This is a genomic window from Streptomyces sp. NPDC048623 (genome assembly GCF_040650755.1).
Classification (GTDB): domain Bacteria; phylum Actinomycetota; class Actinomycetes; order Streptomycetales; family Streptomycetaceae; genus Streptomyces.
In genome coordinates, this window is the sequence record NZ_JBEZHV010000015.1 from 172681 (window position 1) to 196549 (window position 23869).

A 23869-nucleotide genomic window follows, 5' to 3' on the forward strand; every position below is an offset into this window, starting at 1 on the left:
CCCCCCCGGCCGGGCGCCCCACCCGTACGGCCCGGGGCGCTCGTACGGATGGGACCCCGGCGTGCTCGTGCGCCGGACGGCGGCATCCGACCAGGGGCGGCCCCTTCGCGTACGAGTTCGCGCACGAGACGGCGGTCCGTCCGTACGACGCCGCACCCCGGATGCTCGCCACCGACCGCTCCCGCGCCGAGAATCGGGGGCATGACCGCCGCGACCCCGCCGCCCGCCCGTACCGACCGGCTGCTCGCCGCACTCGCCGGGATCCTCGCCGGATACGGCGGGCTCGCGGTCGCCGCGCTCGTGGCCGTCGTGGTGCGGCCCGAGGCCGGGCCGGTGCCCGCCGTCGGGGACGCGGTCGTCGACCGTACCCCGGCCGGGGTGAAGGACTGGGCGATCCGGACCTTCGGCGAGAGCGACAAGGCCGTCCTCGAGTTCGGCATCCTGGTGCTGCTCGCGCTGATCGCCGCCGCGCTCGGCCTGCTCGCCCTGCGCCGCCGGGCCGCCGCCCTCGGCGGAGTGGGGCTGCTCGGCGTGCTCGGGGCGCTCGCCGCCGTCACCCGGCCCGACTCCACGTCCGCCGCCGACGCCCTGCCCTCGCTCATCGGCGCGGCCACCGCCGCCGGCCTGCTGTACGTCCTGGCCGCCCGGCTCACCAGGCCGCGCCGCGCCGCCGCGCCCGGCACCGACCGGCGCGGCTTCCTGATCGCCGGGGCCGGCGTGGCCGTCGGCGCCACCGCCGCGACGTTTCTCGCCCGCGGCCTCGGCTCGACCCGCTCCGAGCACGCCGCCGCCTCCCGCGCCGCCCTCCGGCTGCCCCGGCCCGCCTCGCCCGCGCCCGCCGTGCCGCGCGGCGCGCAGCTCCCGGTCGAGGGCATCAGCCCCTTCGTCACGCCCAACAGGGACTTCTACCGGGTCGACACCGCGCTCGTCGTCCCGCGCGTCGACGCCGACACCTGGCGGCTGCGCGTCCACGGCAGCGGAGCGGCCCGGGAACGCGTCTTCACCCTGCCCGAGCTGATGCGCCGCGAGGTCGTCGAACGCGACATCACCCTCGCCTGTGTCTCCAACGAGGTCGGCGGCTCGCTCGTCGGCAACGCCCGCTGGCTCGGCGTCCGCCTCGCCGACCTGCTGCGCGAGTGCGGGGTCCGGCCGCCCTCGCAGGGTGGCCCCGCCGATCAGCTGGTCGCCCGGTCCGTGGACGGCATGACCATCGGCAGCCCCGTCGAGGACGTCATGGACGGGCGCGACGCGCTGCTCGCCTTCGGCATGAACGGCGAGCCGCTGCCCTTCGCGCACGGCTTCCCCGTCCGCATGGTCGTCCCCGGCCTGTACGGCTACGTCTCCGCCTGCAAGTGGCTGCGCTCCCTGGAACTCACCACCTTCGCCGCGTACGACGCCTACTGGGTACCGCGGGGCTGGTCCGCGCAGGCGCCCGTCAAGACCCAGTCCCGCATCGACACCCCGCGCCCCTTCGCCAAGCTCACCGCCGGCCCCGGGCGGCCGGTCGCCGTCGCCGGGGTCGCCTGGGCCCAGCACCGGGGCATCGCCCGGGTCGAGGTACGGGTGGACGACGGGCCCTGGCAGGACGCCGAGCTCGGCGCCGAGGACGGCCGCGACACCTGGCGCCAGTGGGTCCACCGCTGGCCCGCCACCCCCGGCAAGCACGTGCTCACCGTGCGCGCCACGGACGGCACCGGCGCCGTGCAGACCGAGCGCCGCGCCGATGTCATGCCGGACGGCGCGACCGGCCTGCACTCCGTCGAGGTCACGGTCGCGGGGGACTGAGCGGCGCCGGCAGCGGTTGCAGGGCCGGGCGCCGGCGCCGGCACCGAGTTCGGCATCCTGGTGCCCGGTGTGCCTCGTCAACCGCCGGCTCCCGAAGAACAACCGCCCGTGGTGCCCGGCCGGGCCGCGGTCCGCCCCGGAAGACCCGGCCGTGGGCAGCGCGTTCGGCACGGCCGTCGTCGGAGGAGCCGCCGCCCGCTGCGCTCGGCCGGGCCGGACCCGGCGGCGCAAGGCGCGTGAGCCTTGTACCGGCCCGACAGCAGCGGCGGGTCCCGCCACCACGCCCACCACTGAACCCGCCCCCGGCGGCACCCGGTCCTTCTCAGGCGACCCCCTCGTGCCGCGCCGCGAAGGATGCCGCCGGGGACCGGGGCGCGCACCATGGGAACCATGGACGGTACACCCGGACTCGGGGACGTCAGCGCGCCGGGCCGCCTCGCCGGGCCTGGCGAGGGCATCAGCAGCGCAGAGCTCGCCCTCGCCGCCCGCAACCACGGGCTGCCCCTCGAAGCGCTCGCCCACGACACCAGCCCGCCCGGCCTGCACTACGTCCTGGTGCACTACGACATACCCGCCGCCGACGCGACCGGCGGGAGGCTCGACATCGACGGCCTCGTCGACCGCCCGCTCACGCTCGGCCTCGCCGAGCTGCGCGCCCGCCCCGCCGTCACCCACCGGGTCACCCTGGAGTGCGCGGGCAACGGCCGGGCCCGTCTCGATCCCCGTCCGGTCAGCCAGCCGTGGCTGGTCGAGGCCGTCGGCACCGCCGACTGGACCGGTGTCCCGCTCGCCGCGCTGCTCGCCGAGGCGGGCGTACGCGCCGGCGCCGTCGAGGCCGTGTTCACCGGCGCCGACCACGGCGTGGAACGGGGCGTCGAACAGGACTACGCGCGCAGCCTCCCGCTCGGCCTGGCCGCCGACCCGGACCGCGGCGTCCTCGTGGCGTACGCCATGAACGGCGCCCCGCTGCCGCCCCAGCACGGGTACCCGCTGCGCCTGGTCGTACCCGGCTGGTACGGCATGGCCTCGGTGAAGTGGCTCCGTACGATCACCCTCACCGACACCCCCTTCACCGGCTACCAGCAGGCCGTCGCCTACCGCTACAAGCGGCAGGCCGAAGGTCCGGACGCCGAAGCCCCGGACGCCGGAGGCCTGGACACGGAAGACACCGAAGACACCGAAGACACCGAAGACCCGGACGCCCCCGGCGAACCGGTGACCGTCATCGCGCCGCGCGCCCTGATGATCCCGCCCGGCTTCCCCGACTTCATGACCCGCGCCCGCGTCGTCCGCCCCGGCCCCGTCCCGCTGGCCGGCCGCGCCTGGTCCGGGCACGGCCCGGTGGTCCGCGTGGAGCTCAGCACCGACGGCGAGGACACCTGGACCGACGCCGAGGTGCGCGCCGACTCGGCCCGGCCCTGGGCCTGGGCGGCCTGGCACACGACCTGGACGGCGACCCCGGGCACGTACCTGCTCACCGTCCGCGCCACCGACGCCGCCGGCCGCACCCAGCCGCTCACCGCACCCTGGAACCGCGGCGGCTTCGGCAACAACCTGGTCCAGCGCGTCGAGGTGCACTGCCTCCCGTAGCCCCTGCCCCACTCCGGCGGCGCGGGGTCCGTCCGCGCGGCCGGTTAGAGTCGACGGGGGACCGCACGTTTCCGCAGGACAGACACCGCACGACCGAGGAGCATTCCGTGACCGACCCGGAGACCACCGCCCTGCAGCAGCAGACGGCCCTGCAGCAGCAGATCGCCCGGGAGCTGGAGGTCGCCGAGACCTTCGACCCGCGCGGGGAGATCGAGCGACGGGTGGCCTTCCTCACCGAGCGCCTCACCTCCACCGGGCTGCGCTCCCTCGTCCTCGGCATCAGCGGCGGCGTGGACTCCACCACCGCGGGCCGGCTCTGCCAGCTCGCCGTCGAGCGGGCCCGGGCCGCCGGCCACGAGGCCGTCTTCCACGCGATGCGCCTGCCGTACGGCGTCCAGGCCGACGAGCACGACGCGCAGCTCGCGCTCGGCTTCATCCGCGCCGACCAGGTCCTCACCGTGGACGTGAAGCCGGCCAGCGACGCCGCCCTCGACGCGGCCCTGGCCGCCGGGGTCGTCTTCCGCGACGCGCACCACCAGGACTTCGTGCAGGGCAACATCAAGGCCCGGCAGCGGATGATCGCCCAGTACGCGGTGGCCGGCGCCCACAACGGCCTGGTGGTCGGCACCGACCACGCCGCCGAGGCCGTCTCCGGCTTCTTCACCAAGCACGGCGACGGCGCCGCCGACCTGGTCCCGCTCACCGGTCTCACCAAGCGCCGGGTCCGCGCCGTCGCGGCCGAGCTCGGCGCCCCCACCGAGCTGGTCTGGAAGACCCCGACCGCCGACCTGGAGACCCTCGACCCGGGCAAGCCCGACGAGGACGCGCTCGGCGTGACGTACGACGAGATCGACGACTTCCTGGAGGGCAAGCCGGTCGGCGAGGCCGCCTTCGACGCGATCGTGCGCCGCTACCGGCTGACCGACCACAAGCGCGGCCTGCCGATCGCGCCCTGAGGCTCCCAGGGCCTCCCGGGCGCGGTCACCCGAGGGTGACAGGCGGGGGACCATCCGGCCGTTTCCGCGTGGCGGGGGCGGCCGGGCGCCCGGCCCGTGGTGTGCCCTGTGGGGACGTCAGCAGACGCCCCACCGAAGGGAGACCACCCGTGTTGTTCGGCAGCACCACGGCATTCAGCAGCTTCTCGGTCGACGACCTCGACGCCGCCCGCGCCTTCTACGGCGACACCCTGGGCCTCCAGGCCGGTCTGGAGGGCACCGGGGAGATGCGGGTGCTGTTCCTCACCCTCGCCGGCGGCGCGAGGGTCATGGTCTACCCCAAGGGCGACGCGCACAGCCCGGCGAGCTTCACCGTCCTCAACTTCCAGGTCGACGACATCGATGCCGCCGTCGACGCCCTCACCGACAAGGGCGTCACCTTCGAGCGCTACGAGGGCTTCGAGTTCGACTCCAAGGGCATCTGCCGCGACGAGCGCGGCCCGTCCATCGCCTGGTTCACCGACCCCGCGCGCAACGTCATCGCCGTGCTCCAGCGCTGATCGGGCTCTTCCGCCCCCTGCGCGGCGTGCGTCCCCGTCATGTGATCCACTGTCCTGGCGGGGGCGCACACGAACAGGAGCCGCACGCCGTGTCCACGTACCGTCAGCCGGGACTCGTCCTCACCGACCGCCGCTACACCGTCCCCCTCGACCACGCGCGCCCCGACGGCGAGACGATCGAGCTGTACGGACGCGAGGTCGTCGCGAGCGACAAGGCCGACCGCACCGACCTGCCCTGGCTGCTCTACCTGGAGGGCGGCCCCGGATTCGGCGCGCGCCGCTTCATCGGCCCGCAGGCCTGGCTCGGGCGTGCCGTACGGGAGTTCCGCGTCCTGCTCCTCGACCAGCGCGGCACCGGCCGCTCCACCCCCGCCAACCGGCAGACCCTGCCGCTCCGCGGCACCCCGCGCGAGCAGGCCGCCTACCTGGCCCACTTCCGCGCCGACTCCATCGTCAAGGACTGCGAGCTGATCCGCCACGAGCTGACCGGCGGCGCCCCCTGGACCGTCCTCGGCCAGAGCTTCGGCGGCTTCTGCGCCACCCACTACCTCTCCACCGCGCCCGAGGGCCTCGCCACCGTCCTGATCACCGGCGGCCTGCCCGCGCTGCGTGCCACCGCCGACGAGGTCTACCGCGCCGCGTACCCGAGGATCCTGCGCAAGAACGAGGCGCACTACGCCCGTTACCCCGACGACGTCGAGCGGATACGGGCCATCGCCGCCCACCTCCACGAGCGGCCCGCCACCCTGCCCGGCGGCGGCACCCTCACCCCCGAGGCCTTCCAGTCCCTCGGCATCCTCCTCGGCACCGGCCAGGGCACCCACCAGCTCCATCTGCTCCTGGAGGACGCCTTCGTCACCGCCCCCGGCGGCCCCGCGCTCTCCGACGCCTTCCTCGAAGCCGTCCAGGCCCAGCTCTCCTTCGCCGGACACCCGCTCTACGCCGTCCTCCACGAGGCCATCTACGCCCAGGGCCAGGGCCTCGGCCACGGCGCCACCGACTGGGCCGCCGAGCGGGTCCGCGCCGAGTTCCCCGCCTTCGACGCGGCGAAGGCGCTGGCCGGCGACGGGCCGGTGGCGCTCACCGGCGAGAGCATCCACCCCTGGCACTTCACCGCCGACCCGGCGCTGCGCCCGCTGCGCGAGACCGCCGAGCAGCTGGCCGCCCGTACCGACTGGGCGCCGCTCTACGACCCCGCGCGGCTCGCCGCCAACGAGGTGCCGGTCGCCGCCGCCGTCTACCACGACGACATGTACGTGGACACCGCCCACTCCCTGGAGACGGCGCGCACCATCCGGGGCCTGCGCACCTGGGTCACCGACGAGTTCGAGCACGACGGCGTCCGGGCCGGTGGCCCGCGGGTCCTCGACCGGCTGCTGGCGCTGGCCCGCGGCGAACTCTGAGCGGGAGCCTCCGGCACCCGCTCAGGGGGGTGTACGAAGACGCCTCCGGGCGCCGGCGAGACCGACGCGTTCCGGGTCTCCGACCCGACGCCGCTCGGGCGCGGCCAGGACCGGATCGTCGCCGTAGCGCCTGCCCGGGCCCGGGCAGGGGGCCGGGTCCTGCCCGGCCCCCGGCTCGTATCCTCCTGGCATGAGCGAGAACACCGCACAGGAACCGCCGCAGCTGGCCGAGATGCCGTCCGACTGGCAGCGCGCACTCGCCGTCGTCGCCCATCCCGACGACCTGGAGTACGGCTGCGCCGCCGCCGTCGCCGGCTGGACCGACCAGGGCAAGGACGTCGCCTACCTCCTCGTCACCCGCGGCGAGGCCGGCATCGACACCCTCGACCCGGCCACCTGCGCCCCGCTGCGCGAGCGCGAGCAGCGCGAGAGCGCGGCGATCGTCGGCGTCGGCACCGTGGAGTTCCTCGACCACCGCGACGGAGTCGTGGAGTACGGGCTCGGGCTGCGCCGCGACATCGCCGCCGCGATCCGCCGGTACCGGCCCGAACTCGTCATCACCCTCAACCACCGCGACACCTGGGGCCCCGAGCCCGGCGGCTTCTGGAACACCCCCGACCACAAGGCCGTCGGCCGTGCGGTCCTGGACGCGGCGGCGGACGCGGGCAACCGCTGGATCTTCCCCGAACTCACCGGACAGGGCCTCGAACCCTGGAACGGGGTCCGCTGGGTGGCCGTCGCCGGATCCAACCTCCCCACCCACGCCGTCGACGCCGGCCCGGGCCTGGAGCGCGCCACCCGCTCGCTGCGCGCCCACCACACGTACCTCTCGGTGCTCACCGACCAGGACGTGGACGAGTACTGCCGCTCCTTCGTCGCCGAGTCCACGGGCCGGGCCGCGGCCCGCTTCGGCGGGCGGCCGGCGGTGGCGTTCGAGGTGTTCCCCCGGTAGGCCCGGCCGCCCGGTCGCGGGGTCGCGAGCCCGCATCGCCGCGCCCGGAAGTGCCGTCACCGGGCGTGGCGACAGCGATGTGTCACGTGCGAGGGGTCATGTCGGGGTCGGGCCGCAGCACCGCGAACGGCGCGCCGAACGGGTCCGCGAACCAGACGATCCGGCCGACGTCCGGCACGTCCGACGGCGGAAGCAGCACCGAACCGCCGCTCTCCTGGACCGTGACCGAGGTGCGGTCCGCGTCCGTGACGAGGAAGTACGGCACCCACAGCGACCTGTCCATGCCCTCCTGGAGCGGCGCCGCCCCGCCGAACGAGGCGTCCTGCGGCTCGCCTTCCGAGGTCAGCAGCACCCGGTAGGTCATGCCCGAGCCGGTCATCTCCTGCCAGCGCCAGCCGAACAGGGCCTGGTAGAAGGCGAGCGTCTTCTCCGGGTCGGGCACGTGGAGCTCCACCCACACGAGGGTGTTGTTCTCCGAGGCGCGCTCCAGGCCCTTGACGGCGTTCGGCTGCCACACCGAGAACTCGGCGCCCGCCGGGTCGGTCAGCGCCGCCATCCGGCCCGCGTCCATCACGTCGAAGGCGGGTGCGCGCACCGTGCCGCCCGCCTTCTCCGCGGCCTGCGCGGTCGCGTCCGCGTCCGGGGTCTGGAAGTACACCGTCCACGCGCTGCTCGCACCGTCCTCCGTCAGCGGACCGAGCGCCGCGACGGTCTTGCCGTCCTGCTGGAAGAACCCGTAGCCGCCCGATTCGGGGCCCGCCGAGACGAAGTCCCAGCCGAAGACCCGGCCGTAGAACGCGGCGGCCGCCTCCGTGTCCGGGCTGCCGAGGTCGAGCCAGTCGGGGGAGCCGGTGATGAAGTCCGTACCGAGCATGGAGTGAGTCCCGTCCTTCCGGGTGGGGAGGCCGCGCCGTCCCGGCGGATGCCAGGCTTTTCCGGCCACCATGGCCGATCCTCGTCCTCGACCGGCACGCACGCAGCCCCGCCGACCGGGTTTCATCCGCACGGCGCAGCGCGGCGGCACGGGGTGCACGCCGGGGAGGGGCCCGAGCCCCGACCGCTCGCGCACCGGCACCCACCGGCTCGCCGTGGGCGGCGGCCGACGGACCCCGGTCGCGCGCCACGCGTGCCCTGCCCGCGCGGGGCGCGTGCGCTCGCGGGAGCGGCGGTGTGGCGGTGTGGCGGTCACTCGGGCGCCACCCGCGGCCCGCCGGGGCGACCTCGGCCGGGGCGCGCGGGGCGCGTACTGTCCCGTGCCGTCAGGCGCGCGGGCTGCGGTGGGCCCGTGAAGCGGAGGTGCGGTGGCCGCTCGGGCCGAGGCCGGGCTCACGCGCCGGCAGAGGGCCGGGCCCTGGGCGCTCGCGCACCGGCGCCCACCGGCGCATCCGGGCCCGGTCGGCCACCGCCGGGGCACCGGGGTGAGCTCTGCCCCGCGCCGCCCGCCGGGGCGACCTCGGCCGGGGCGCGCCAGGCCCGCGGGCTGCGGTGTGCCTGCAGGAGCGGCGGTGTGGTGGCCACTCGGGCGCCGCCCGCTGCCCCGTCGGGGTGGCCTCGGCCGGTCGCGCGCCGAGCGTGTCCTGCCCTGCGCCGTCAGGCGTCCGGGGCGCGCCCGCCGGACCGGCGGTATGGCGGGCGCCCGACCGCCGGGCGCGTACGGTCCCGCGACCGCCCGCCGTCAGGCGCCCCGCGTGTCCGCGGCCTCCGCCACCCGGCGATCCAGGTCCGTCATCAGCAGGTCGGCGTTGACCGTCGCCGCCGCGCGGTAGCCGGCGCTCGCCGCGTTCACCACCTGTTCGTACGCGCCGATCGCGTTGCCGGCGGCCCAGACGCCGGGGACGGAGGTGCGGCCCGTCTCGTCGACGGTGACGAAGGGGCCGAAGGGGGTCTCGTGGGTGGCGGCGCCGAGGGCGGTGAGGAGGCCGTCGCGGGGGACGGTGCGGGTGCCGACGAAGAGGACCTCGCGCGGGACGAGGCGCCCGTCGGCCATCCGGACGCCCGTCAGGCGGTCGTCCTCGACGGCGAGGCCGGCGACCTCGCCGGTCACCACGGTGACGCCGGCCGCCGCGAGGCGGGCGGTGTCCTCGGGGGAGGGCTCGGGGGCGGTGTGGAGGAAGAGGGTGACGTCGGGGGACCACTGGGAGACCATCAGGGCCTGGTGCGCCGGAAGGACGGGGTGGGCGATCACGCCGAAGGCCCGGTCGCGTACCTCCCAGCCGTGGCAGTACGGGCAGTGGAGGACGTCGCGGCCCCAGCGCTCGGCCACCCCGTCGACCTCCGGCAGCTCGTCGACGAGCCCGGTGGTGACGATCAGCCGCCGGGCCCGCACCCGGCGCCCGTCCGCGAGCTCCAGTACGAAGCCCCCGCCTGCGCCACTGCCTTCGGCGACCGCCGCCGTCACCACGCCCCGCGTCCACTCCACCCCGTACGCGGCGATCTCGCGCCGCCCCACCGCCAGGAAGTCCGCCGGGCTCATCCCGTCCCGGCCGAGATAGCCCTGCATATGGGCCGCCGGGGCGTTGCGCGGCTCGCCCGCGTCGACCACCAGGGTGCGGCGCCGGGCCCGGCCCAGGACCAGGGCCGCGCTGAGCCCGGCCGCGCCACCGCCGACGACCACCACCTCGTACGTCTCGTACGTCGCGTACGTTTCCTGCGTCTCGTGCGTGTTCTCGTTCATGCCGGGAGGGTCGCCGGACCCGTACACACTTGACAAACAAAGTTGCCGTTTCTGCAATGGAGGGCATGACCGAAGACGCCCGCACCGAAGGTGACGCCCGCATCGACGACGTCCTGACCGAGGTCGGGCCCCGCCTGCGCCGTATCCGCCGCGAGCGCGGTGCCACCCTGGCCGATCTCTCCGCCTCCACCGGCATCTCCGTGAGCACGCTCTCGCGCCTGGAGTCGGGGCAGCGCAGGCCCAGCCTCGAACTGCTGCTTCCGATCGCCCGCGCCCACCAGGTCCCGCTCGACGAACTCGTCGGCGCGCCCCCGGTCGGCGACCCGCGCGTCAAGGCCCGGCCGATCCGCCGCCACGGCCGCACCCTGTACCCGCTCACCCGCCAGCCGGGCGGCCTCCAGGCGTACAAAGTGATCCAGGAGCCCGGCGCCGAGCAGCCCGATCCCCGGGTGCACGAGGGGTACGAGTGGGTGTACGTGCTGTCCGGGCGGCTGCGCCTGGTGCTCGGCGAGCACGACGTGGAGCTCGGCGCGGGGGAGGCGGCGGAGTTCGACACCCGGGTGCCGCACTGGTTCGGGCCGGCGGGGGACCGGCCGGTGGAGTTCCTGAGCCTGTTCGGCCCGCAGGGCGAGCGGATGCACGTACGGGCCCGGCCGAAGAACTCCTGAGAGCGCCCCCGGGCCGGACCCGACCGCGCGGGCTAGAAGGCGTTCGGCGTGTCGGCGAGCCGGTCCAGTTCGCGCATCGCCTCGGAGTGGGCGCTCATCCGGCCGCTCACGGTGCCGACGGTGAAGAGCACCGCACCGGCGACCGAGACCGGCACGGACAGCCCGAGTATCAGCAGGGCCTCGGGCCAGTCGCGTTCGTCCCCGCACAGGTCCCCGTTGTGCCGGCCGTCGTTGGCCGTGCCGTATTCGGTCAGCAGCCGGGACTGGCAGGTGTCGGTGTTCCTGCCGTCGGGGCTCTCCACCTCGTACGGCGTGAGCAGCAGCAGCGCGCACCAGGTCCAGAAGAGGGCCGCCACGGCCAGCAGGCCCATGCCCCAGGCGCTGGTCCGCCTGGCCGTGGCGCGGAAGTCGAGGTCGTACTCGCGTGATCGCATGGCGGACGAATCTAGCAACGGCGCTAAGAGGAAGGGCGAGGCAGGTTCCGCACAGCCAAGCGACCGCTTAGTATGCGATCGACCCCGCAGGACGTACACAGGACGTACAACGGCACGTGGAGGCCCGGATGCAGGCATGGCGAGTGCACGAGAACGGCGAGCCGGGCGAGGTGATGCAGCTCGACGAGGTCGCCACGCCCGAGCCCGGCCCCGGCCAGGTGCTCCTCAAGGTCCGGGCCACCGGCCTCAACTTCCCCGACGCGCTGCTCTGCCGCGGCCAGTACCAGGTGCGGCCGCCGCTGCCCTTCACTCCCGGCGTGGAGATCTGCGCCGAGACCGAGGACGGGCGCCGGGTCATCGCCACCCCCGCCCTGCCGCACGGCGGCCTCGCCGGGTACGCCGTCGCCGACGCCGCCGCGCTGCTCCCCGCGCCCGAGGCGCTCGACGACGCCGAGGCCGCCGCCCTGCACATCGGCTACCAGACCGGCTGGTTCGGCCTGCACCGCAGGGCCGCGCTCAAGGAGGGCGAGACGCTGCTCGTGCACGCCGCCGCGGGCGGCGTCGGCAGCGCTGCCGTACAGCTCGGCAAGGCGGCCGGCGCCACCGTGATCGGCGTCGTCGGAGGCGCCGACAAGGCCGCCGTGGCCCACGAACTCGGCTGCGACACCGTCGTCGACCGGCACGCCGAGGACGTCGTCGCCGCCGTCAAGGAGGCCACCGGCGGCCGCGGCGCCGATGTGATCTACGACCCGGTCGGCGGCGCCGCGTACCAGCAGTCGGCCAAGCTCGTCGCCTTCGAGGGCCGGATCGTGGTCGTCGGCTTCGCCAGCGGCACCGTGCCCGCCCCCGCCCTCAACCACGCCCTGGTGAAGAACTACTCGATCCTGGGCCTCCACTGGGGCCTGTACAACCTCAAGGACCCGGCCGCCGTCCTGCGCTGCCACGAGACCCTCACGGAGCTCGCCGCCAAGGGCCTGATCAAGCCGTACGTGAGCGAGCGCTTGCCCTTCGCCGGTGCCGCCGACGCCGTGCAGCGGCTCGCCGAGGGCGTCACCACGGGCCGGCTCGTCGTCCTCCCGGAAGGAGCCCGCGCATGACCGAGAGCCGTCTCGACGCCGCCGAACTCACCGCCCGGACCCGGCGGTTCCTCGCCGACCACCCGCCCGCCGGCACCGACCGGCTCGACTTCCTGCGCGCCCGCTTCGACGCCGGACTCGCCTGGGTGCACTACCCGGCCGGCCTCGGCGGGCTCGGCGCCCCGCGCGCCCTGCAGGCCGTCGTGGACGCCGAACTCGCCGCCGCGGGCGCCCCCGACAACGACCCGCGCCGGATCGGCATCGGCCTCGGCATGGCCGCCCCGACCCTGCTCGCGTACGGCTCCGAGGAGGTCAAGGAGCGCTTCCTGAAGCCACTCTGGGTCGGTGAGGAGGTCTGGTGCCAGCTGTTCAGCGAGCCCGGCGCGGGCTCCGACCTCGCCGCGCTCGGCACCCGCGCGGTGCGCGACGGAGACAGCTGGGTGATCAACGGGCAGAAGGTGTGGACCTCCAGCGCCCATCTGGCCCGCTGGGCGATCCTCATCGCCCGCACCGACCCCGACCTGCCCAAGCACCGCGGCATCAGCTACTTCGTCTGCGACATGACCGACCCCGGCGTCGAGGTCCGGCCGCTGCGCCAGATCACCGGCGAGGCCGAGTTCAACGAGGTCTTCCTGACGAACGTGCGCATCCCCGACGCCCACCGCCTCGGCGAGATCGGTGACGGCTGGCGGGTCGCCCAGACCACCCTCATGAACGAGCGGGTCTCCATCGGCGGCGCCCGCATCCCCCGCGAGGGCGGCATGATCGGCAAGGCCGCGGAGACCTGGCGGTCCCGCCCCGAGCTGCGCACCCATGACCTGCACCGGCGCCTCCTCGACCTGTGGGTGGACGCCGAGGTCGCCCGGCTCACCGGCGAGCGCCTGCGCCAGCAGCTGGTGGCTGGCCAGCCCGGGCCCGAGGGCAGTGCCATGAAGCTCGGCTTCGCCCGGCTCAACCAGGCCATCAGTGCCCTGGAGGTCGAACTCCTCGGCGACGAAGGCCTGTTGTACTCGGACTGGACGATGGTCCGGCCCGATCTGGTCGACTTCACCGGCCGTGACGCGGGCTACCGCTATCTGCGCTCCAAGGGCAACTCGATCGAGGGCGGCACCACCGAGGTGCTGCTCAACATCGTCGCCGAGCGGGTCCTCGGCCTGCCGCCCGAGCCCCGCAACGACAAGGACGTCGCCTGGAAGGACCTCGCCCGATGACGACCACCCGCCCGAACCCGCTCGCGGAGCCCGCCGCCCCGCTGAACCTGCTCTACACCGACACCGAGGACGATCTGCGCGCCGCGGTCCGCGCGCTGCTCGCCGACCGGGCCGGCCCGCAGACGCTGCTCGCCCGCATCGAGGGCGACGCCCCGTACCTCCCCGGTCTCTGGGACGCCCTCGCGGGCGGCATCGGCGCCGCCGGACTGCTCGTCCCCGAGAAGCTGGGCGGCCAGGGCGCGAGCCACCGCGAGGCCGCCGTGGTCCTGGAGGAGCTCGGCCGGGCGGTGACTCCCGCCCCGTACCTCACCAGCGCCGTCATCGCGACCGAGACCCTGCTCGGGCTCGGCGCGCAGGACGACGGCCCGGTCGCCGGACTCCTCGGCGCGCTCGCGAGCGGCGAGCGCACCGCCGTGCTCGTCGTGCCGCTGTCCACCGCGCCGGGCGCCGGCCCGGTCGCCGACGGGCCGGTCCCGGCCGTCGCGGACGCGGCCGTCGCCGACGTGCTGCTCGTCCCGCGCGCCGACGGTCTGTACGCCGTCCCGGCCGCCGAGGCCCGGATCACCCCGCAGGTGCCGCTCGACCTCACCCGCCCGCTCGCCGTCGTGGACACCACCGGTGCCGCCGGCACCCGGCTCGCCGATGCGGAGACCGGGCGCGCGGCCGTGCGGCGCGGACTGCTCGCGGGCGCCGGGCTGCTCGCCTCCGAGCAGCTGGGGCTCGCCGAGTGGTGCCTGGAGGAGACCGTCCGGCACACCAAGGAACGCCATCAGTTCAACCGGCCGATCGGCTCCTTCCAGGCGCTCAAGCACCGGATGGCCCAGCTGTGGCTCGAACTGGTCGGCGCCCGCGCGGCGGCCCGCGCCGCCGCCGACGCGCTGGCGACCGGCGCCCCGGACACCGAACTGACCGTCGCCGTCGCCCAGGCCTACTGCGCGAAGGTCGCCGTGCACGCCGCCGAGGAGTGCGTCCAGCTGCACGGCGGCATCGGCATGACCTGGGAGCACCCGGCACACCTGGCGCTCAAGCGGGCCAAGTCCGGCCAGACGGCGCTGGGTTCGTCCGGCCGGCACCAGGACACCATCGCCGCCCTGGTGGACCTGCCGGCCCCGAACTGACGGCCCCTTCCGTCCGCACCTCTCCGGAGCTCATCTCCCGAGGGGTGCGGACGGCGCGGGTGCCCGGAACGGCCTACTCCGCAACGTCACCCGGATGGCCGCGCCGCCATACCGCCGTCCGGATCGCCCGTTCCGCCACACTGTCGGCCGAACGCCGCGATTCCGGCGCGGCGCAAGGAGGGTGAGCCCGGTGGCCATTTCCGTATCCGTCGTCATGCTGTTGCTGGTCCTGGCCGTGATCTTTCTCCGCAACGGCGGCCTGAAGGTCTCGCACGCCATCGTCTGCGCCCTGCTGGGCTTCTTCCTGGCCAGCACGAGCATGGCCCCCACGATCCAGAACGGCGTCGCCGCCACCGCCAACGTGGTCTCCAGCCTCAAGCCCTGACACCCCCTGGCACCCCCTGATCCTCCGGTACGCCCCCTGCCCCCTCACGGCACCCCCGCACGGATGCCCGGGGCCGCAGTCGGTCGCGGTCCCGGGCATCCGTATCCCGTGTGTGTGGGGGCTGGGAGAGCTCTCCCGGTGCCGGGAGGTCACTCCATCTCGGGCATCTCGCCGACCGTCGTCCGTGTGTCGATCACCGCGAACGCCGCGCCCTGCGGGTCGAGCAGCGCCGCGAAGCGCCCGAAGGGGCTGTCCATCGGGCCGAACACCTTGCGGCCGCCGGCCCGCTCGGCCGCCTCGACGGCCTTGTCGCAGTTGTCGACGCCGAAGTAGATCTGGATGTAGGCGGGGACCTCCGGCGGGAACTCGTCCCCCATCACCATCCGGCCGAGCAGCGGATCGGCACCCAGGTCGAAGACCCGGTAGTCCATGTGCTCGTCCTTGATCTTCTTCGAGCCGTAGCCGAACACCGCCGTGTAGAAGGCGTCCGCCTTCGCCGGCTCGCGGGTGAACACCTCGGCCCACACATAGGTGCCCGACTCGCCCTGGAGCTCGAAGCCCTCGTGGGCACCGGCCTGCCAGACGCCGAACACCGTGCCTGTCGGGTCCTGCCCGAGGCACATGGAGCCGAAGTCGCCCACCTGCATGGGCTCCATGAGGAGCGAGCCGCCCGCGCTCTTGATCTTCTCGGCGGTGGCGGCGACGTCGGGCGAGGCGAAGTACAGACACCAGGCCGACTGCGGCTCGCCGTTCTGGCCGGGCATCGGCGGCACGACCGCCGCGACCGCCTTGCCGTTCTTGTAGGCCTGGGTGTAGTTGCCGTACTCCGAGGCGGACTCGCCGAAAGTCCAGCCCAGCACGTCGCCGTAGAACTCCTTCGCACCCTCGAGGTCGGTGAACATCGCGTCGGTCCAGACCGGCGTGCCCTCAGGTCGTGAGGCCATGACGAAGACTCTCTTCCGCTCGATGACGTCCTTGTCTCGCCTGCCACGCTAGCCACGTCGGTCCCACCTCGCTCGGTGACGCACGGTCGCCGAGGGCCCGGGTTCAGTCCTCGGCGGTGGCCAGCACCCCGATCCCGTTCGGCACGGGACGCTCGACACCCCCGCTGGGATGGTTGCGCACGGTCACCGACGGCTCGTCCGCCGTCCGCCCGACCAGCGTGGACGAACCCCCGCCGTCCAGACTGAACCCCTCGCTCGCACCGGCCCCCGCGAGCAGCGCCGCCACCTCGGCCACCGTCATCCCCACCCGCAGGCCCGGCGACCCGTCGAGCGCCATCAGGAGCAGCCCGCGCCCGCCGTCCGTGATCCCCGCGGCCGTCCGGACGGCGGCCGTCACCGCGTCGAGGCCCGGGAGCGCCGTCCCGTCACGCAGCAGCGGGAAGCCGCCCACCGCGAAGCGGTACGGCACGGACGAGCCCTCCGCCACCAGACCGTGCCGCACCCGGACCGGGTCGCCGACGGCCAGCGCCCGTAACCGCCGCGCGCCCTCCTCCCGCCCCACGAGCACCTCGGTGCCCTCGGCCACCGGCCCGCTCCCCGGGGTGTCCGCCACCGCGACCACCTGCCCGCCCCGCACCGTCACCTCGTACGTCTCCGCCGTGCACGCCGCCGCCCGGGCGGTGTCCGTCCCGCACACCGCCCGCGCCCGGGAGGCCGCGCCCCACTCGGGGGTGAAGACGCCGACCGAGCCCACCGGCAGCGCGTACTGGTTGAGCCCGCCCAGCGGGAACTCGCCCGCCGGGTCCGTGACCGTGCCGTCGAGGACGAGCCGGCCCATCCGCGCCCGGTGGTCCGTCCCCACTCCGAATATCTCGCGGGTGCTGGTGCCCGGCGGCAGCGCCGGCCCGAACCGCTGCCCGTCCGGGACGGCCGCCTTCAGCTCCCGCCCCTCGGCGATCGCCGGGCCGACCGGCGCGCCGGTGGCCTCGACGCCCGGATGCTGGACCTCCGAGATGTTGAAGAAGTCCCCGTTCACCCCGGCGACCGCCCCGCGCGCGTCCGCGAGCTCCGACAGCGGCGCCCGTGCCGCCACCGCCCCCGGATGCAGCAGATCGACCTCCACCCCCTCGGTCCCCAGATCGACGGAGAGCAGATGCACCCGCACCGTGCCGTTCTCGGCCGACATCTCGTAGCTCCGGTACGCCACCCCCGGGGCGAGCACCTGCCAGTCCTCCGCACGCGGTGCGGCCGTCGCGCCGGGCGCGAGCCCGAACACCACCGCGCACCAGGCGAGCAGCAGCGCCACGAGCGTCCGCGTCCGTACCCGTGTCCGCGCCGACGTCCACGTCGACGTCCACGTCCGACGATCCGTCACAGTTCCCCCCGGTTCCCCTCCTGTTCCCTCCTGTCTCCTCAAATGTCCCAAGAGAAGTGGAAATTGACCAGACACTCGTTCGGGTGAAACCTCAGCGGCGGAACTCCCGCGCCTGCGGGAACAGTTCCTTCACCAGCGCCCAGAACACCGGGAAATCGGGGATGTCCTTCGCCTCCCGCGCCCAGCGGCCCGCACCCGTCGTGCGCACCACCACCAGACCGTCGCCGCGCCACTCGCAGCCCCGCACCCGCTCCCACGGCGCCGTCCCCGACGGCAGCACGAGACCCGCGCCGTCCAGTGCCACCTCGCCGAACGCCACCCGCTCGCCCGCCTCCAGGGCGGTCACCGCCGGCTGCAGCGCACGGCGCACCGTCTCGTCCAGGACGATCTGCGCCAGCTCGCGGATCTGCGAGTCCGCCGGGCGGGCCACCCTCTCCTCGTCGAGGAACCCGCCGACCGTCACCCCTGGCCGCTGCCCGCCGGTCAGCAGCCGGTACGCGTAGTGGGTGCCCGTGTAGGCGCCGTTCACCGAGGTGCGGGTGACGTCCTGGTGCATCGCCGTGACGGCCCGCCAGGGCACCGCCCGCGGGACCGCCCCGCCCTCGCCCGGACACACCAGGCCCCGCTCGTACAGATACACGTACTCCCCGGGCCGCAGCGCCCGCGGCGCCGGCGTGCGGAACGCGTGCCACAGGAACCACCCGAGCGCCCCGAACGGTACGAGCAGCAGCGGCACCCCGAGCCCGGGCCCCGCCCACCGGGTGGCCAGCGCGGGCACCACCAGGCCGGCGCCGGCCAGGAGCAGAAGCGGCAGCGAGCGGCGCGCCGGCAGGCGTAAGGCGCGTCCGTCGTCCCCGTGCCGAGCCCGGAACGCCCGCAGATACACCCCGAGCCCCGCCTCGCGCGCGGCCCGTGTCGCCGCCTCGTCCGGCGGCGGCACCGTCACCCGGTCGAGCCGCTCCATTGCGCATCCCCCCGACGGTGTTCCCGACCGCATGATGTCAGCGCCCCGTCCTCCGTGCCAGGCCGGTGGCGAGGACCCGCCGGAAGTGAGAGCCCGGCCTCCTCGCTCCGCAGGACCACCGCCGTCCGTACGGCGTCCGCCGCGCCGGCTGCGCTCCGACACCTACGCACTTCTTGACGCGGGCCCGCCACCCCGGGCTTCCGTTCCATCAGGCGTCCGCCGACGAACTGCCTTTCCCCGACGGGACCGCGCTCAACCGCCGGCTCGTCCACGCCCGCGCCGACCGCGTTCCGTCGCCCTGCCGATGTTCCTGACCGCCGCGACCCGCCCGGGCGGCGCTGCCTAGGCCCTGGGCGCCATCGGATAGCGGTGGAACGGGCCCTCGGGGAGCGGGAGTCCGGGGTAGGCGAAGACGAGGGTCTGCGCCGAGGGATGGAACAGGGGCGCCGGCAGGGCGTCCGGTGCGAACCACTCCCAGCGGGCGATCTTGTCGGGCTCGCTGACCGCCGGAACACCGGTGTGGGCGGCCACCACCGTCGCCGCCGTCACCCGGGTCAGCGCGTCGGAGCTCGCCGTGTCGAGCACCAGGCCGAGCACGGCCACGTCGACGGGCTCGGCCACCAGGCCGGTCTCCTCGACCAGTTCACGGACCGCCGCGACCTCCAACGACTCACCCGGCTCCACCTTCCCGCCCGGCAGCTCCCACACCCCGGAGTGATGCAGCCCGAGCAGCACCCGCCCCGCCGGGTCGGTGACGACGACACCCGCGCCGAGCGAGGCGTGGGCGGGCGGCGGCGTGGCGTTGCGGTCGGCGGGGACGCGGTCGGGGGCGGGAACGGCGGTGCTCATCGGACTCCTCGGCCGGGGTCGTACACGTACGTCCCCACCCAACACCACGCCACTGACAGCGGCAGGACGCTGGGAGCTCAGCCCGCCGCGCAACAACCGGTCTGGTAGTCCAGGGCCGGGTGGAGGCGCCCGCCCGTCGGCCCCGACGACCAGGCCGTACGGGGCGGTCCCGACCTCGACCGTCGCTGTCCATGCTCCGGCCGGTCTCGGCCCGCCCCGGTCGACCGATCGGCCGACCCCAGGTGTCCCCCCTCGCGTCGATGACCCGGACCATGGCCAACCGCCGTACCGGACGGTAGCGTCCGAGGCCCAGGGGGACCCGGTCGGCAGGCGAAGGGCGAAGGGCACGATGAACCAGCGGTTCGGCGACTATCAGAACGAGATCTACCTCAACGGACTCTTCGGTACCCTGCCGAAGCTCCCCATGGACTTCGCCGGACTCGAACGGCGCGCCGAAGCCGCGCTCCCGCCCTCCGTGTGGTCGTACGTCGCCGGCGGTGCGGGCGACGAACGCACCCAGCGCGCCAACGCCGAGGCCTTCCACCGGTGGGGCCTGGTGCCCCGGATGATGGTCGGCGCCGCCCAACGGGACCTCACCGTCGACCTGTTCGGGATGGCCCTGCCCACTCCGCTGCTCATGGCCCCGATCGGCGTCATCGGCCTGTGCGCCCAGGACGGCCACGGCGACCTCGCCACCGCGCGCGCCGCCGCCCGGACCGGCGTCCCGATGATCGCCTCCACCCTGAGCGTCGACCCCCTGGAGGAGGTCGCCGAGTCGTCCGGCGACACCCCGGGCCTCTTCCAGCTGTACACCCCGACCGACCGCGCCCTCGCCGAGAGCCTCGTCCGGCGCGCCGAGGCGGCCGGCTACCGCGGCATCGTCGTCACCCTCGACACCTGGATCACCGGCTGGCGCCCCCGCGACCTCGCCACCGGCAACTTCCCCCAGCTGCGCGGCCACTGCCTCGCCAACTACACCTCCGACCCGGTCTTCCGGGCCCGCCTCGCCAAGGCCCCCGAGGAGGACCCGCAGGCCGCCGTCCTGGAGTGGACCGGCATCTTCGGCAACCCGCTGACCTGGGACGACCTTCCCTGGCTCCGCTCACTCACCAGCCTGCCGATCGTCCTCAAGGGCATCTGCCACCCCGAGGACGTGCGCCGCGCCCGGGACGGCGGCGTCGACGGGATCTACTGCTCCAACCACGGCGGCCGCCAGGCCAACGGCGGACTGCCCGCCCTCGACGCCCTGCCCGAGGTGGTCGCCGCCGCCGACGGACTGCCCGTCCTCTTCGACTCGGGCGTCCGCAGCGGCGCCGACGTCGTCAAGGCCCTCGCCCTCGGCGCCACCGCCGTCGCCGTCGGGCGCCCGTACGCGTACGGCCTCGCCCTCGACGGCACCGACGGCATCGTCCACGTCCTGCGCTCACTGCTCGCCGAGGCCGACCTCGTCATGGCGGTGGACGGCTACCCGACCCTCGCCGACCTCCGAGCCGAGGGAGCCCTGCGGCGCCTCCCGTAGGCGGGGCGCGGCGGGGCGACAGGTACCCACGTGAGGGTGGGTACCTGTCGCCGGGCGCCTACTCCGCCGGCGTACCGGCAGGGGTACGCGTACGGTTCCGGCGCAGCCAACGGCGGCGGCGCGGCCGGTCGGGCAGCCAGCCGAACGCCAGCGAGCTGCCGACGAGGCCGAGGAGCATGCCGACGAAGAAGCCGCCGAGGTTGGACGTGACCCAGCTGGCGAGCGAGGCGAGCACGCCGATCACCGAATAGAACAGGCGCTGGCGGGGGTTGAACACGATGAGCAGCCCGCAGACCGCCATGACCATCGGCAGGACGTAACCCGCCAGGCTGTCGGCGCCCGCGGCGAGGACCACCGAGATGCTGGCCCGCTGGGTCAGCAGGATCTCCGCGCCGCCGAGGGCCAGGGCGAGGCCCGCTCCGAAGGGCCGCCGGTGCCGCCAGCGCCGGAAGGCGCGCCAGGGGTGCCGGCGGCCGTCCGACGGCGTGGCCGCCGGGCTGCCCGGAGTGCCCGGAGTGCCCGGGGTGTCCGCCACGGCCTCGTCCGTGCCCGCCGTCATCGTCAGCAGCCCTCCGAGCTGAAGTTCATGTGCAGGTCGGGCAGGGTGAAGCGGACCGCCGTGGTGGCGTAGTTGGTCTGCCGCAGATCGTTCAGCCGCACCGTGTCCGCCTGCTGGCCGAAGGAGCCCAGCGGACCCTTGACCGGCGGCTTCTCGAAGGTGCTGGCGTCGCCGCCGATCTCGATGTTGTCGAAGTCGGCGACCTTGCCGGTGATGTCGGTCGAGTCGGTCGTGAGGCCGGAGGCCTGGACCGGGGTGCCCTTGTTGCCGGCGGTGATGTGCAGATAGGTGCCGCCGAGCTCCACGCTCTGGCACAGGTTGGTCAGCTTCGCCTCGCGTATCGCGGTCACGATGACCAGCACCTGGCCGCCGGTGTCGCCCGCGTTGGGGCTGCCCTCGGCCATGTTGTCCAGCGCGCCGAACTGTCCGAAGCCGGTGCCCTCCAGGGAGTCCGCGTGGACCACGAACGGCATGCCGGAGATGGCGAACTGGGCGGCGAGCGCGCCCGAGGCGGTGAGCACCACCAGGGTCGAGGCGGCGAGGAAGGCGGGGACGCCCATCAGGGCGGCGCGGCGGTAGCGGACCCCACCGCGTCTCTCGGATTCGGCGGCGCGCGCGGGCGTCGCGTCGGGTTCGGTGGTGCCTTCGGGCAGGGCCATGCGTTGCTCCTGACATGGATGAGGAAACGGAGCGCGGCGACGTCCTGGCGCGGACGGTTCCCCATCCACCTGGGTCTTCCCGGGATCGTGCGGAGGCGGCGGTGCCGCAGGGAACCGAAACGGACCGTACGCGTCGTTATAAGCGGCGTCAACTACCCAGTGACAAATCGAGGTTGACGATCAATCAGCACTCAATCCGGGCAGGAGCCGGAGGCCGGGACCGGGCAGCTGAACGGCGCCACGACCACATGCACCAGCACGTCGAGGAGCGCGCCGAGCCCCTCACCGGAGCCGCCGGAGCCACCGGAGCCGCCGGAGGGAGCCGAGCCGTCGACGCAGCCGCCGGCCCCGGTCCCGTCGCCGAACCGCCCCTCGTCCACCGCCCGCAGCAGCGCCGCGTGGACCGCACCGACCACGGTGTCCACCAGCTCGGCCCGCGGCACCCCCGGCGGACCCGGCGGCGCGTCCGCGAAGAACAGTCGAAAACTGGCCAGAAGTTGCGCGCGCGCCCGGCGCCCCGCCGGGCCCACCGACTCGATCTCCACCACCATCGTGGCGAAGGCCGGATTGCGGGCGAGCAGACCGAGCAGCACCCCGAGCCCGCCCCGTACGGCCGCCGGCCAGTCGACCGCGCCGCCGGTCTCCTCGTACGCCCGGTGCATGGCCCGCAGGACGGTCTCCGTACCGCCGCGGAACGCGGCGAGCACCGCGTCCTCCTTGCCGGAGAACAGCTCGTAGAAGACCGGACGGGTCACTCCGGCGGCCCGGCAGATGTCACTGATCCGCGCGCCCGTGTAGCCGTTGGCCGCGACCGTGCGGGCCACCCCGTCGAGCAGTCGCTCCCGCTGCCGCGAGGCCACCTCCTCGGGCGTCAGCCGGCGCGGCCCGGGGCGCAGCGAGCGCTCGGGCTCGCGGCCCGTGCGGGCCCCCGGCAGGACCAGTTCCTCCTCGGCGCCGCGAACGCTCGTCATCGGCCACATCCTTCTGCGGTTGTTGACGTCACATACTCGCCAGGATTACAACCCTCGTGGGTTTTCCTCTCGGTGCCGCGGGCGGACACCGATGGAGCCGCACCCCCGTGGGACGGGATGCGCCCCATCGCGCACCGCACACCGAGTATTACGCTCCACCCCGTATCGCGACACCGCTGCCGGAGATCCGTGGCGCCGGACCGTTCCGGCGGTGGTCGTCGTCGCACCGGCGCCGCCGCGTCACCACGTCATCGCATCGACGCCCCGCTCTGCCCGGGCCCGTGCGCGTGACGTGATCCCCCGCGCGGCGCGCGTCTTCCCGTACCTCCCCCTGTGCGTACGTCCCCTGTGCGCACGGGCCCGCGCAGCCACGCGATCCGCCGAGTTCTCTCTCACCCTCCGCCTTCGTGCGAAAGGAACCCCCATGGACAAGCGTGCTCTCTCCGCTGCCTTAGGTGCCGCCGTCGCCGCCGTTCTCGCGGTGACCGCCTCCGCCTCCGCGACCGCCGCGGCCGGCGAGGTCCTCACCACCGGAAGCTCCGGCGGCCCCGCCGTGGCCGTCGGTGACGTCCTGTCGGCCTCCCTCGCCACCGGTACCCAGGCGCGGATCGCCACCACCTCGGGCGGCAGCACCGGCATCACCTGCAACACCTCGGCCTTCACGGCCACGGCCACCGCCAACCCTGCCGCGCCCGGCACCGCCACCGAGACCGTCACCGCTCACACCCTGAGCAACTGCACCACCAACATCCTCGGTGCCACCGGTGTGCAGAGCATCACCGTCAACAACCTGCCGTTCAACGCGGCGGTCAGCTCCGGCGGCAGCCTCACCGTCACCGCCGGCGCCGCCGGTCCGATCCAGACCACCCTCAAGGTCAACACCATCCTCGGCACCTCGACCTGCGTCTACCGGGCCGGCAGCCTCACCGCCACCCCGGACAACGCCGACAACTCGCTCACCTTCAGCAACCAGCTCTTCACCAAGTACAGCGGCCCGGGTACGTGTCCCGGCAGCGGCTACTTCAGCGCGAAGTACGGCCCGGTGCTCGACACCAGCCAGGCCGGCAGCCCGGCCGTGTTCGTGCCGCGGTGCGGGCGACCGGACCGGCGACGGAATCGACTGCCTGACCGATGACCGGACCGGTGGCGGAATCGGCGACCCGAGATGGAGGCGTGCGGCTGCTGGGCGAACCGGCACACCTGGTGCCTCTCGCTCCTGCCCGTCCCGGCCTGGGCGG

Annotated in this window: 23 protein-coding genes; 13 read left to right on the forward strand and 10 right to left on the reverse strand. The window is 74.6% G+C overall.

Annotated elements, in window-relative coordinates; genetic code table 11:
* Positions 1 to 201: 201 nt before the first annotated feature.
* From AB0C73_RS22490 to AB0C73_RS22515, 6 genes are all read left to right on the forward strand, one after another.
* Positions 202 to 1785: a molybdopterin-dependent oxidoreductase gene (locus tag AB0C73_RS22490; protein ID WP_362532876.1), complete on the forward strand. Its 1584-nt coding sequence runs from the start codon at positions 202 to 204 to the stop codon at positions 1783 to 1785.
* A gap of 390 nt (positions 1786 to 2175) precedes the next feature.
* The gene (locus AB0C73_RS22495; RefSeq protein ID WP_362532879.1) at positions 2176 to 3375 is read left to right on the forward strand and encodes a sulfite oxidase; all 1200 of its coding nucleotides are present in this window, start codon (positions 2176 to 2178) and stop codon (positions 3373 to 3375) included.
* A 107-nt stretch (positions 3376 to 3482) separates the two neighbouring features.
* Positions 3483 to 4331: an ammonia-dependent NAD(+) synthetase gene (gene nadE, locus AB0C73_RS22500; protein WP_362532882.1), complete on the forward strand. Its 849-nt coding sequence runs from the start codon at positions 3483 to 3485 to the stop codon at positions 4329 to 4331.
* A gap of 152 nt (positions 4332 to 4483) precedes the next feature.
* Positions 4484 to 4870: a VOC family protein gene (locus AB0C73_RS22505; RefSeq protein WP_362532939.1), complete on the forward strand. Its 387-nt coding sequence runs from the start codon at positions 4484 to 4486 to the stop codon at positions 4868 to 4870.
* 89 nt (positions 4871 to 4959) lie between these two features.
* The gene (locus AB0C73_RS22510; RefSeq protein WP_362532885.1) at positions 4960 to 6273 is read left to right on the forward strand and encodes an alpha/beta fold hydrolase; all 1314 of its coding nucleotides are present in this window, start codon (positions 4960 to 4962) and stop codon (positions 6271 to 6273) included.
* Positions 6274 to 6463: 190 nt separating this feature from the next.
* On the forward strand, positions 6464 to 7225 hold the full coding sequence (locus AB0C73_RS22515) for a PIG-L deacetylase family protein (protein ID WP_362532888.1): 762 nt from the start codon (positions 6464 to 6466) through the stop codon (positions 7223 to 7225).
* Positions 7226 to 7307: 82 nt separating this feature from the next.
* On the opposite strand, the gene AB0C73_RS22520 is transcribed toward AB0C73_RS22515, so the two are convergent.
* Positions 7308 to 8099, reverse strand: coding sequence for a VOC family protein (locus tag AB0C73_RS22520; protein ID WP_362532891.1), 792 nt, complete (start codon positions 8097 to 8099; stop codon positions 7308 to 7310).
* Positions 8100 to 8900: 801 nt separating this feature from the next.
* Positions 8901 to 9899 carry an NAD(P)/FAD-dependent oxidoreductase gene (locus tag AB0C73_RS22525; protein WP_362532894.1) on the reverse strand — a complete coding sequence of 333 codons (999 nt, stop codon included), beginning with the start codon at positions 9897 to 9899 and terminating at the stop codon, positions 8901 to 8903.
* Between the two features lie 65 nt (positions 9900 to 9964).
* Here AB0C73_RS22525 and AB0C73_RS22530 point away from each other — a divergent pair, with 65 nt between their 5' ends.
* Positions 9965 to 10567: an XRE family transcriptional regulator gene (locus AB0C73_RS22530; protein ID WP_362532897.1), complete on the forward strand. Its 603-nt coding sequence runs from the start codon at positions 9965 to 9967 to the stop codon at positions 10565 to 10567.
* Between the two features lie 32 nt (positions 10568 to 10599).
* Here the strand turns inward: AB0C73_RS22530 and AB0C73_RS22535 are convergent, their stop codons facing one another.
* Positions 10600 to 11001 carry a hypothetical protein gene (locus tag AB0C73_RS22535; RefSeq protein ID WP_362532900.1) on the reverse strand — a complete coding sequence of 134 codons (402 nt, stop codon included), beginning with the start codon at positions 10999 to 11001 and terminating at the stop codon, positions 10600 to 10602.
* 128 nt (positions 11002 to 11129) lie between these two features.
* On the opposite strand from AB0C73_RS22535, the gene AB0C73_RS22540 reads away from it, so the two are divergent.
* The 4 genes from AB0C73_RS22540 to AB0C73_RS22555 all read left to right on the forward strand — a co-directional run bounded on the left by AB0C73_RS22540 (position 11130) and on the right by AB0C73_RS22555 (position 14791).
* Positions 11130 to 12098: an NADPH:quinone oxidoreductase family protein gene (locus AB0C73_RS22540; protein ID WP_362532901.1), complete on the forward strand. Its 969-nt coding sequence runs from the start codon at positions 11130 to 11132 to the stop codon at positions 12096 to 12098.
* Positions 12095 to 13288 (forward strand): acyl-CoA dehydrogenase family protein, encoded by a 1194-nt coding sequence (locus AB0C73_RS22545; RefSeq protein WP_362532903.1) that lies wholly within the window; start codon positions 12095 to 12097, stop codon positions 13286 to 13288. Before AB0C73_RS22540 ends, AB0C73_RS22545 begins: the two co-directional genes overlap by 4 nt.
* Complete coding sequence (locus AB0C73_RS22550) at positions 13285 to 14406, forward strand: acyl-CoA dehydrogenase family protein (RefSeq protein WP_362532906.1); 1122 nt, start codon at positions 13285 to 13287, stop codon at positions 14404 to 14406. The genes AB0C73_RS22545 and AB0C73_RS22550 overlap by 4 nt, the downstream gene beginning before the upstream one ends.
* A gap of 190 nt (positions 14407 to 14596) precedes the next feature.
* The gene (locus tag AB0C73_RS22555) at positions 14597 to 14791 is read left to right on the forward strand and encodes a hypothetical protein (RefSeq protein ID WP_362532909.1); all 195 of its coding nucleotides are present in this window, start codon (positions 14597 to 14599) and stop codon (positions 14789 to 14791) included.
* 149 nt (positions 14792 to 14940) lie between these two features.
* Here the strand turns inward: AB0C73_RS22555 and AB0C73_RS22560 are convergent, their stop codons facing one another.
* From AB0C73_RS22560 to AB0C73_RS22575, 4 genes are all read right to left on the reverse strand, one after another.
* Entirely contained in the window at positions 14941 to 15735 is a 795-nt protein-coding gene (locus AB0C73_RS22560; RefSeq protein WP_362532911.1) for a VOC family protein, read from the reverse strand.
* A gap of 103 nt (positions 15736 to 15838) precedes the next feature.
* Positions 15839 to 17032, reverse strand: coding sequence for a phosphodiester glycosidase family protein (locus AB0C73_RS22565; RefSeq protein WP_362532942.1), 1194 nt, complete (start codon positions 17030 to 17032; stop codon positions 15839 to 15841).
* 169 nt (positions 17033 to 17201) lie between these two features.
* On the reverse strand, positions 17202 to 18074 hold the full coding sequence (locus AB0C73_RS22570; protein WP_362532914.1) for a DUF6585 family protein: 873 nt from the start codon (positions 18072 to 18074) through the stop codon (positions 17202 to 17204).
* Positions 18075 to 18416: 342 nt separating this feature from the next.
* The gene (locus AB0C73_RS22575) at positions 18417 to 18923 is read right to left on the reverse strand and encodes an NUDIX domain-containing protein (protein WP_362532915.1); all 507 of its coding nucleotides are present in this window, start codon (positions 18921 to 18923) and stop codon (positions 18417 to 18419) included.
* Between the two features lie 349 nt (positions 18924 to 19272).
* On the opposite strand from AB0C73_RS22575, the gene AB0C73_RS22580 reads away from it, so the two are divergent.
* Positions 19273 to 20442, forward strand: coding sequence for an alpha-hydroxy-acid oxidizing protein (locus AB0C73_RS22580; RefSeq protein ID WP_362532918.1), 1170 nt, complete (start codon positions 19273 to 19275; stop codon positions 20440 to 20442).
* Positions 20443 to 20500: 58 nt separating this feature from the next.
* Here the strand turns inward: AB0C73_RS22580 and AB0C73_RS22585 are convergent, their stop codons facing one another.
* The 3 genes from AB0C73_RS22585 to AB0C73_RS22595 form a co-directional block, all read right to left on the reverse strand.
* Positions 20501 to 21001, reverse strand: a complete 501-nt coding sequence (locus tag AB0C73_RS22585) for a DUF6114 domain-containing protein (protein ID WP_362532919.1) — start codon at positions 20999 to 21001, stop codon at positions 20501 to 20503.
* A 2-nt stretch (positions 21002 to 21003) separates the two neighbouring features.
* Positions 21004 to 21660: a DUF6230 family protein gene (locus AB0C73_RS22590; protein ID WP_362532921.1), complete on the reverse strand. Its 657-nt coding sequence runs from the start codon at positions 21658 to 21660 to the stop codon at positions 21004 to 21006.
* Between the two features lie 191 nt (positions 21661 to 21851).
* Positions 21852 to 22631: a TetR/AcrR family transcriptional regulator gene (locus AB0C73_RS22595; RefSeq protein ID WP_362532924.1), complete on the reverse strand. Its 780-nt coding sequence runs from the start codon at positions 22629 to 22631 to the stop codon at positions 21852 to 21854.
* Between the two features lie 424 nt (positions 22632 to 23055).
* Between AB0C73_RS22595 and AB0C73_RS22600 the strand changes: the two genes are divergently transcribed.
* On the forward strand, positions 23056 to 23766 hold the full coding sequence (locus AB0C73_RS22600; protein ID WP_362532927.1) for a Tat pathway signal sequence domain protein: 711 nt from the start codon (positions 23056 to 23058) through the stop codon (positions 23764 to 23766).
* Positions 23767 to 23869 lie beyond the last annotated feature (103 nt).

Coding starts and splice junctions, on each gene's coding strand:
- AB0C73_RS22490 (WP_362532876.1), top strand. CDS start 202: ATGACCGCCGCGACCCCGCCGCCCGCCCGTACCGACCGGCTGCTCGCC.
- AB0C73_RS22495 (WP_362532879.1), top strand. CDS start 2,176: ATGGACGGTACACCCGGACTCGGGGACGTCAGCGCGCCGGGCCGCCTC.
- AB0C73_RS22515 (WP_362532888.1), top strand. CDS start 6,464: ATGAGCGAGAACACCGCACAGGAACCGCCGCAGCTGGCCGAGATGCCG.
- AB0C73_RS22520 (WP_362532891.1), bottom strand. CDS start 8,099: ATGCTCGGTACGGACTTCATCACCGGCTCCCCCGACTGGCTCGACCTC.
- AB0C73_RS22525 (WP_362532894.1), bottom strand. CDS start 9,899: ATGAACGAGAACACGCACGAGACGCAGGAAACGTACGCGACGTACGAG.
- AB0C73_RS22530 (WP_362532897.1), top strand. CDS start 9,965: ATGACCGAAGACGCCCGCACCGAAGGTGACGCCCGCATCGACGACGTC.
- AB0C73_RS22535 (WP_362532900.1), bottom strand. CDS start 11,001: ATGCGATCACGCGAGTACGACCTCGACTTCCGCGCCACGGCCAGGCGG.
- AB0C73_RS22540 (WP_362532901.1), top strand. CDS start 11,130: ATGCAGGCATGGCGAGTGCACGAGAACGGCGAGCCGGGCGAGGTGATG.
- AB0C73_RS22545 (WP_362532903.1), top strand. CDS start 12,095: ATGACCGAGAGCCGTCTCGACGCCGCCGAACTCACCGCCCGGACCCGG.
- AB0C73_RS22550 (WP_362532906.1), top strand. CDS start 13,285: ATGACGACCACCCGCCCGAACCCGCTCGCGGAGCCCGCCGCCCCGCTG.
- AB0C73_RS22560 (WP_362532911.1), bottom strand. CDS start 15,735: ATGGCCTCACGACCTGAGGGCACGCCGGTCTGGACCGACGCGATGTTC.
- AB0C73_RS22570 (WP_362532914.1), bottom strand. CDS start 18,074: ATGGAGCGGCTCGACCGGGTGACGGTGCCGCCGCCGGACGAGGCGGCG.
- AB0C73_RS22575 (WP_362532915.1), bottom strand. CDS start 18,923: ATGAGCACCGCCGTTCCCGCCCCCGACCGCGTCCCCGCCGACCGCAAC.
- AB0C73_RS22580 (WP_362532918.1), top strand. CDS start 19,273: ATGAACCAGCGGTTCGGCGACTATCAGAACGAGATCTACCTCAACGGA.
- AB0C73_RS22585 (WP_362532919.1), bottom strand. CDS start 21,001: ATGACGGCGGGCACGGACGAGGCCGTGGCGGACACCCCGGGCACTCCG.
- AB0C73_RS22590 (WP_362532921.1), bottom strand. CDS start 21,660: ATGGCCCTGCCCGAAGGCACCACCGAACCCGACGCGACGCCCGCGCGC.
- AB0C73_RS22595 (WP_362532924.1), bottom strand. CDS start 22,631: ATGACGAGCGTTCGCGGCGCCGAGGAGGAACTGGTCCTGCCGGGGGCC.
- AB0C73_RS22600 (WP_362532927.1), top strand. CDS start 23,056: ATGGACAAGCGTGCTCTCTCCGCTGCCTTAGGTGCCGCCGTCGCCGCC.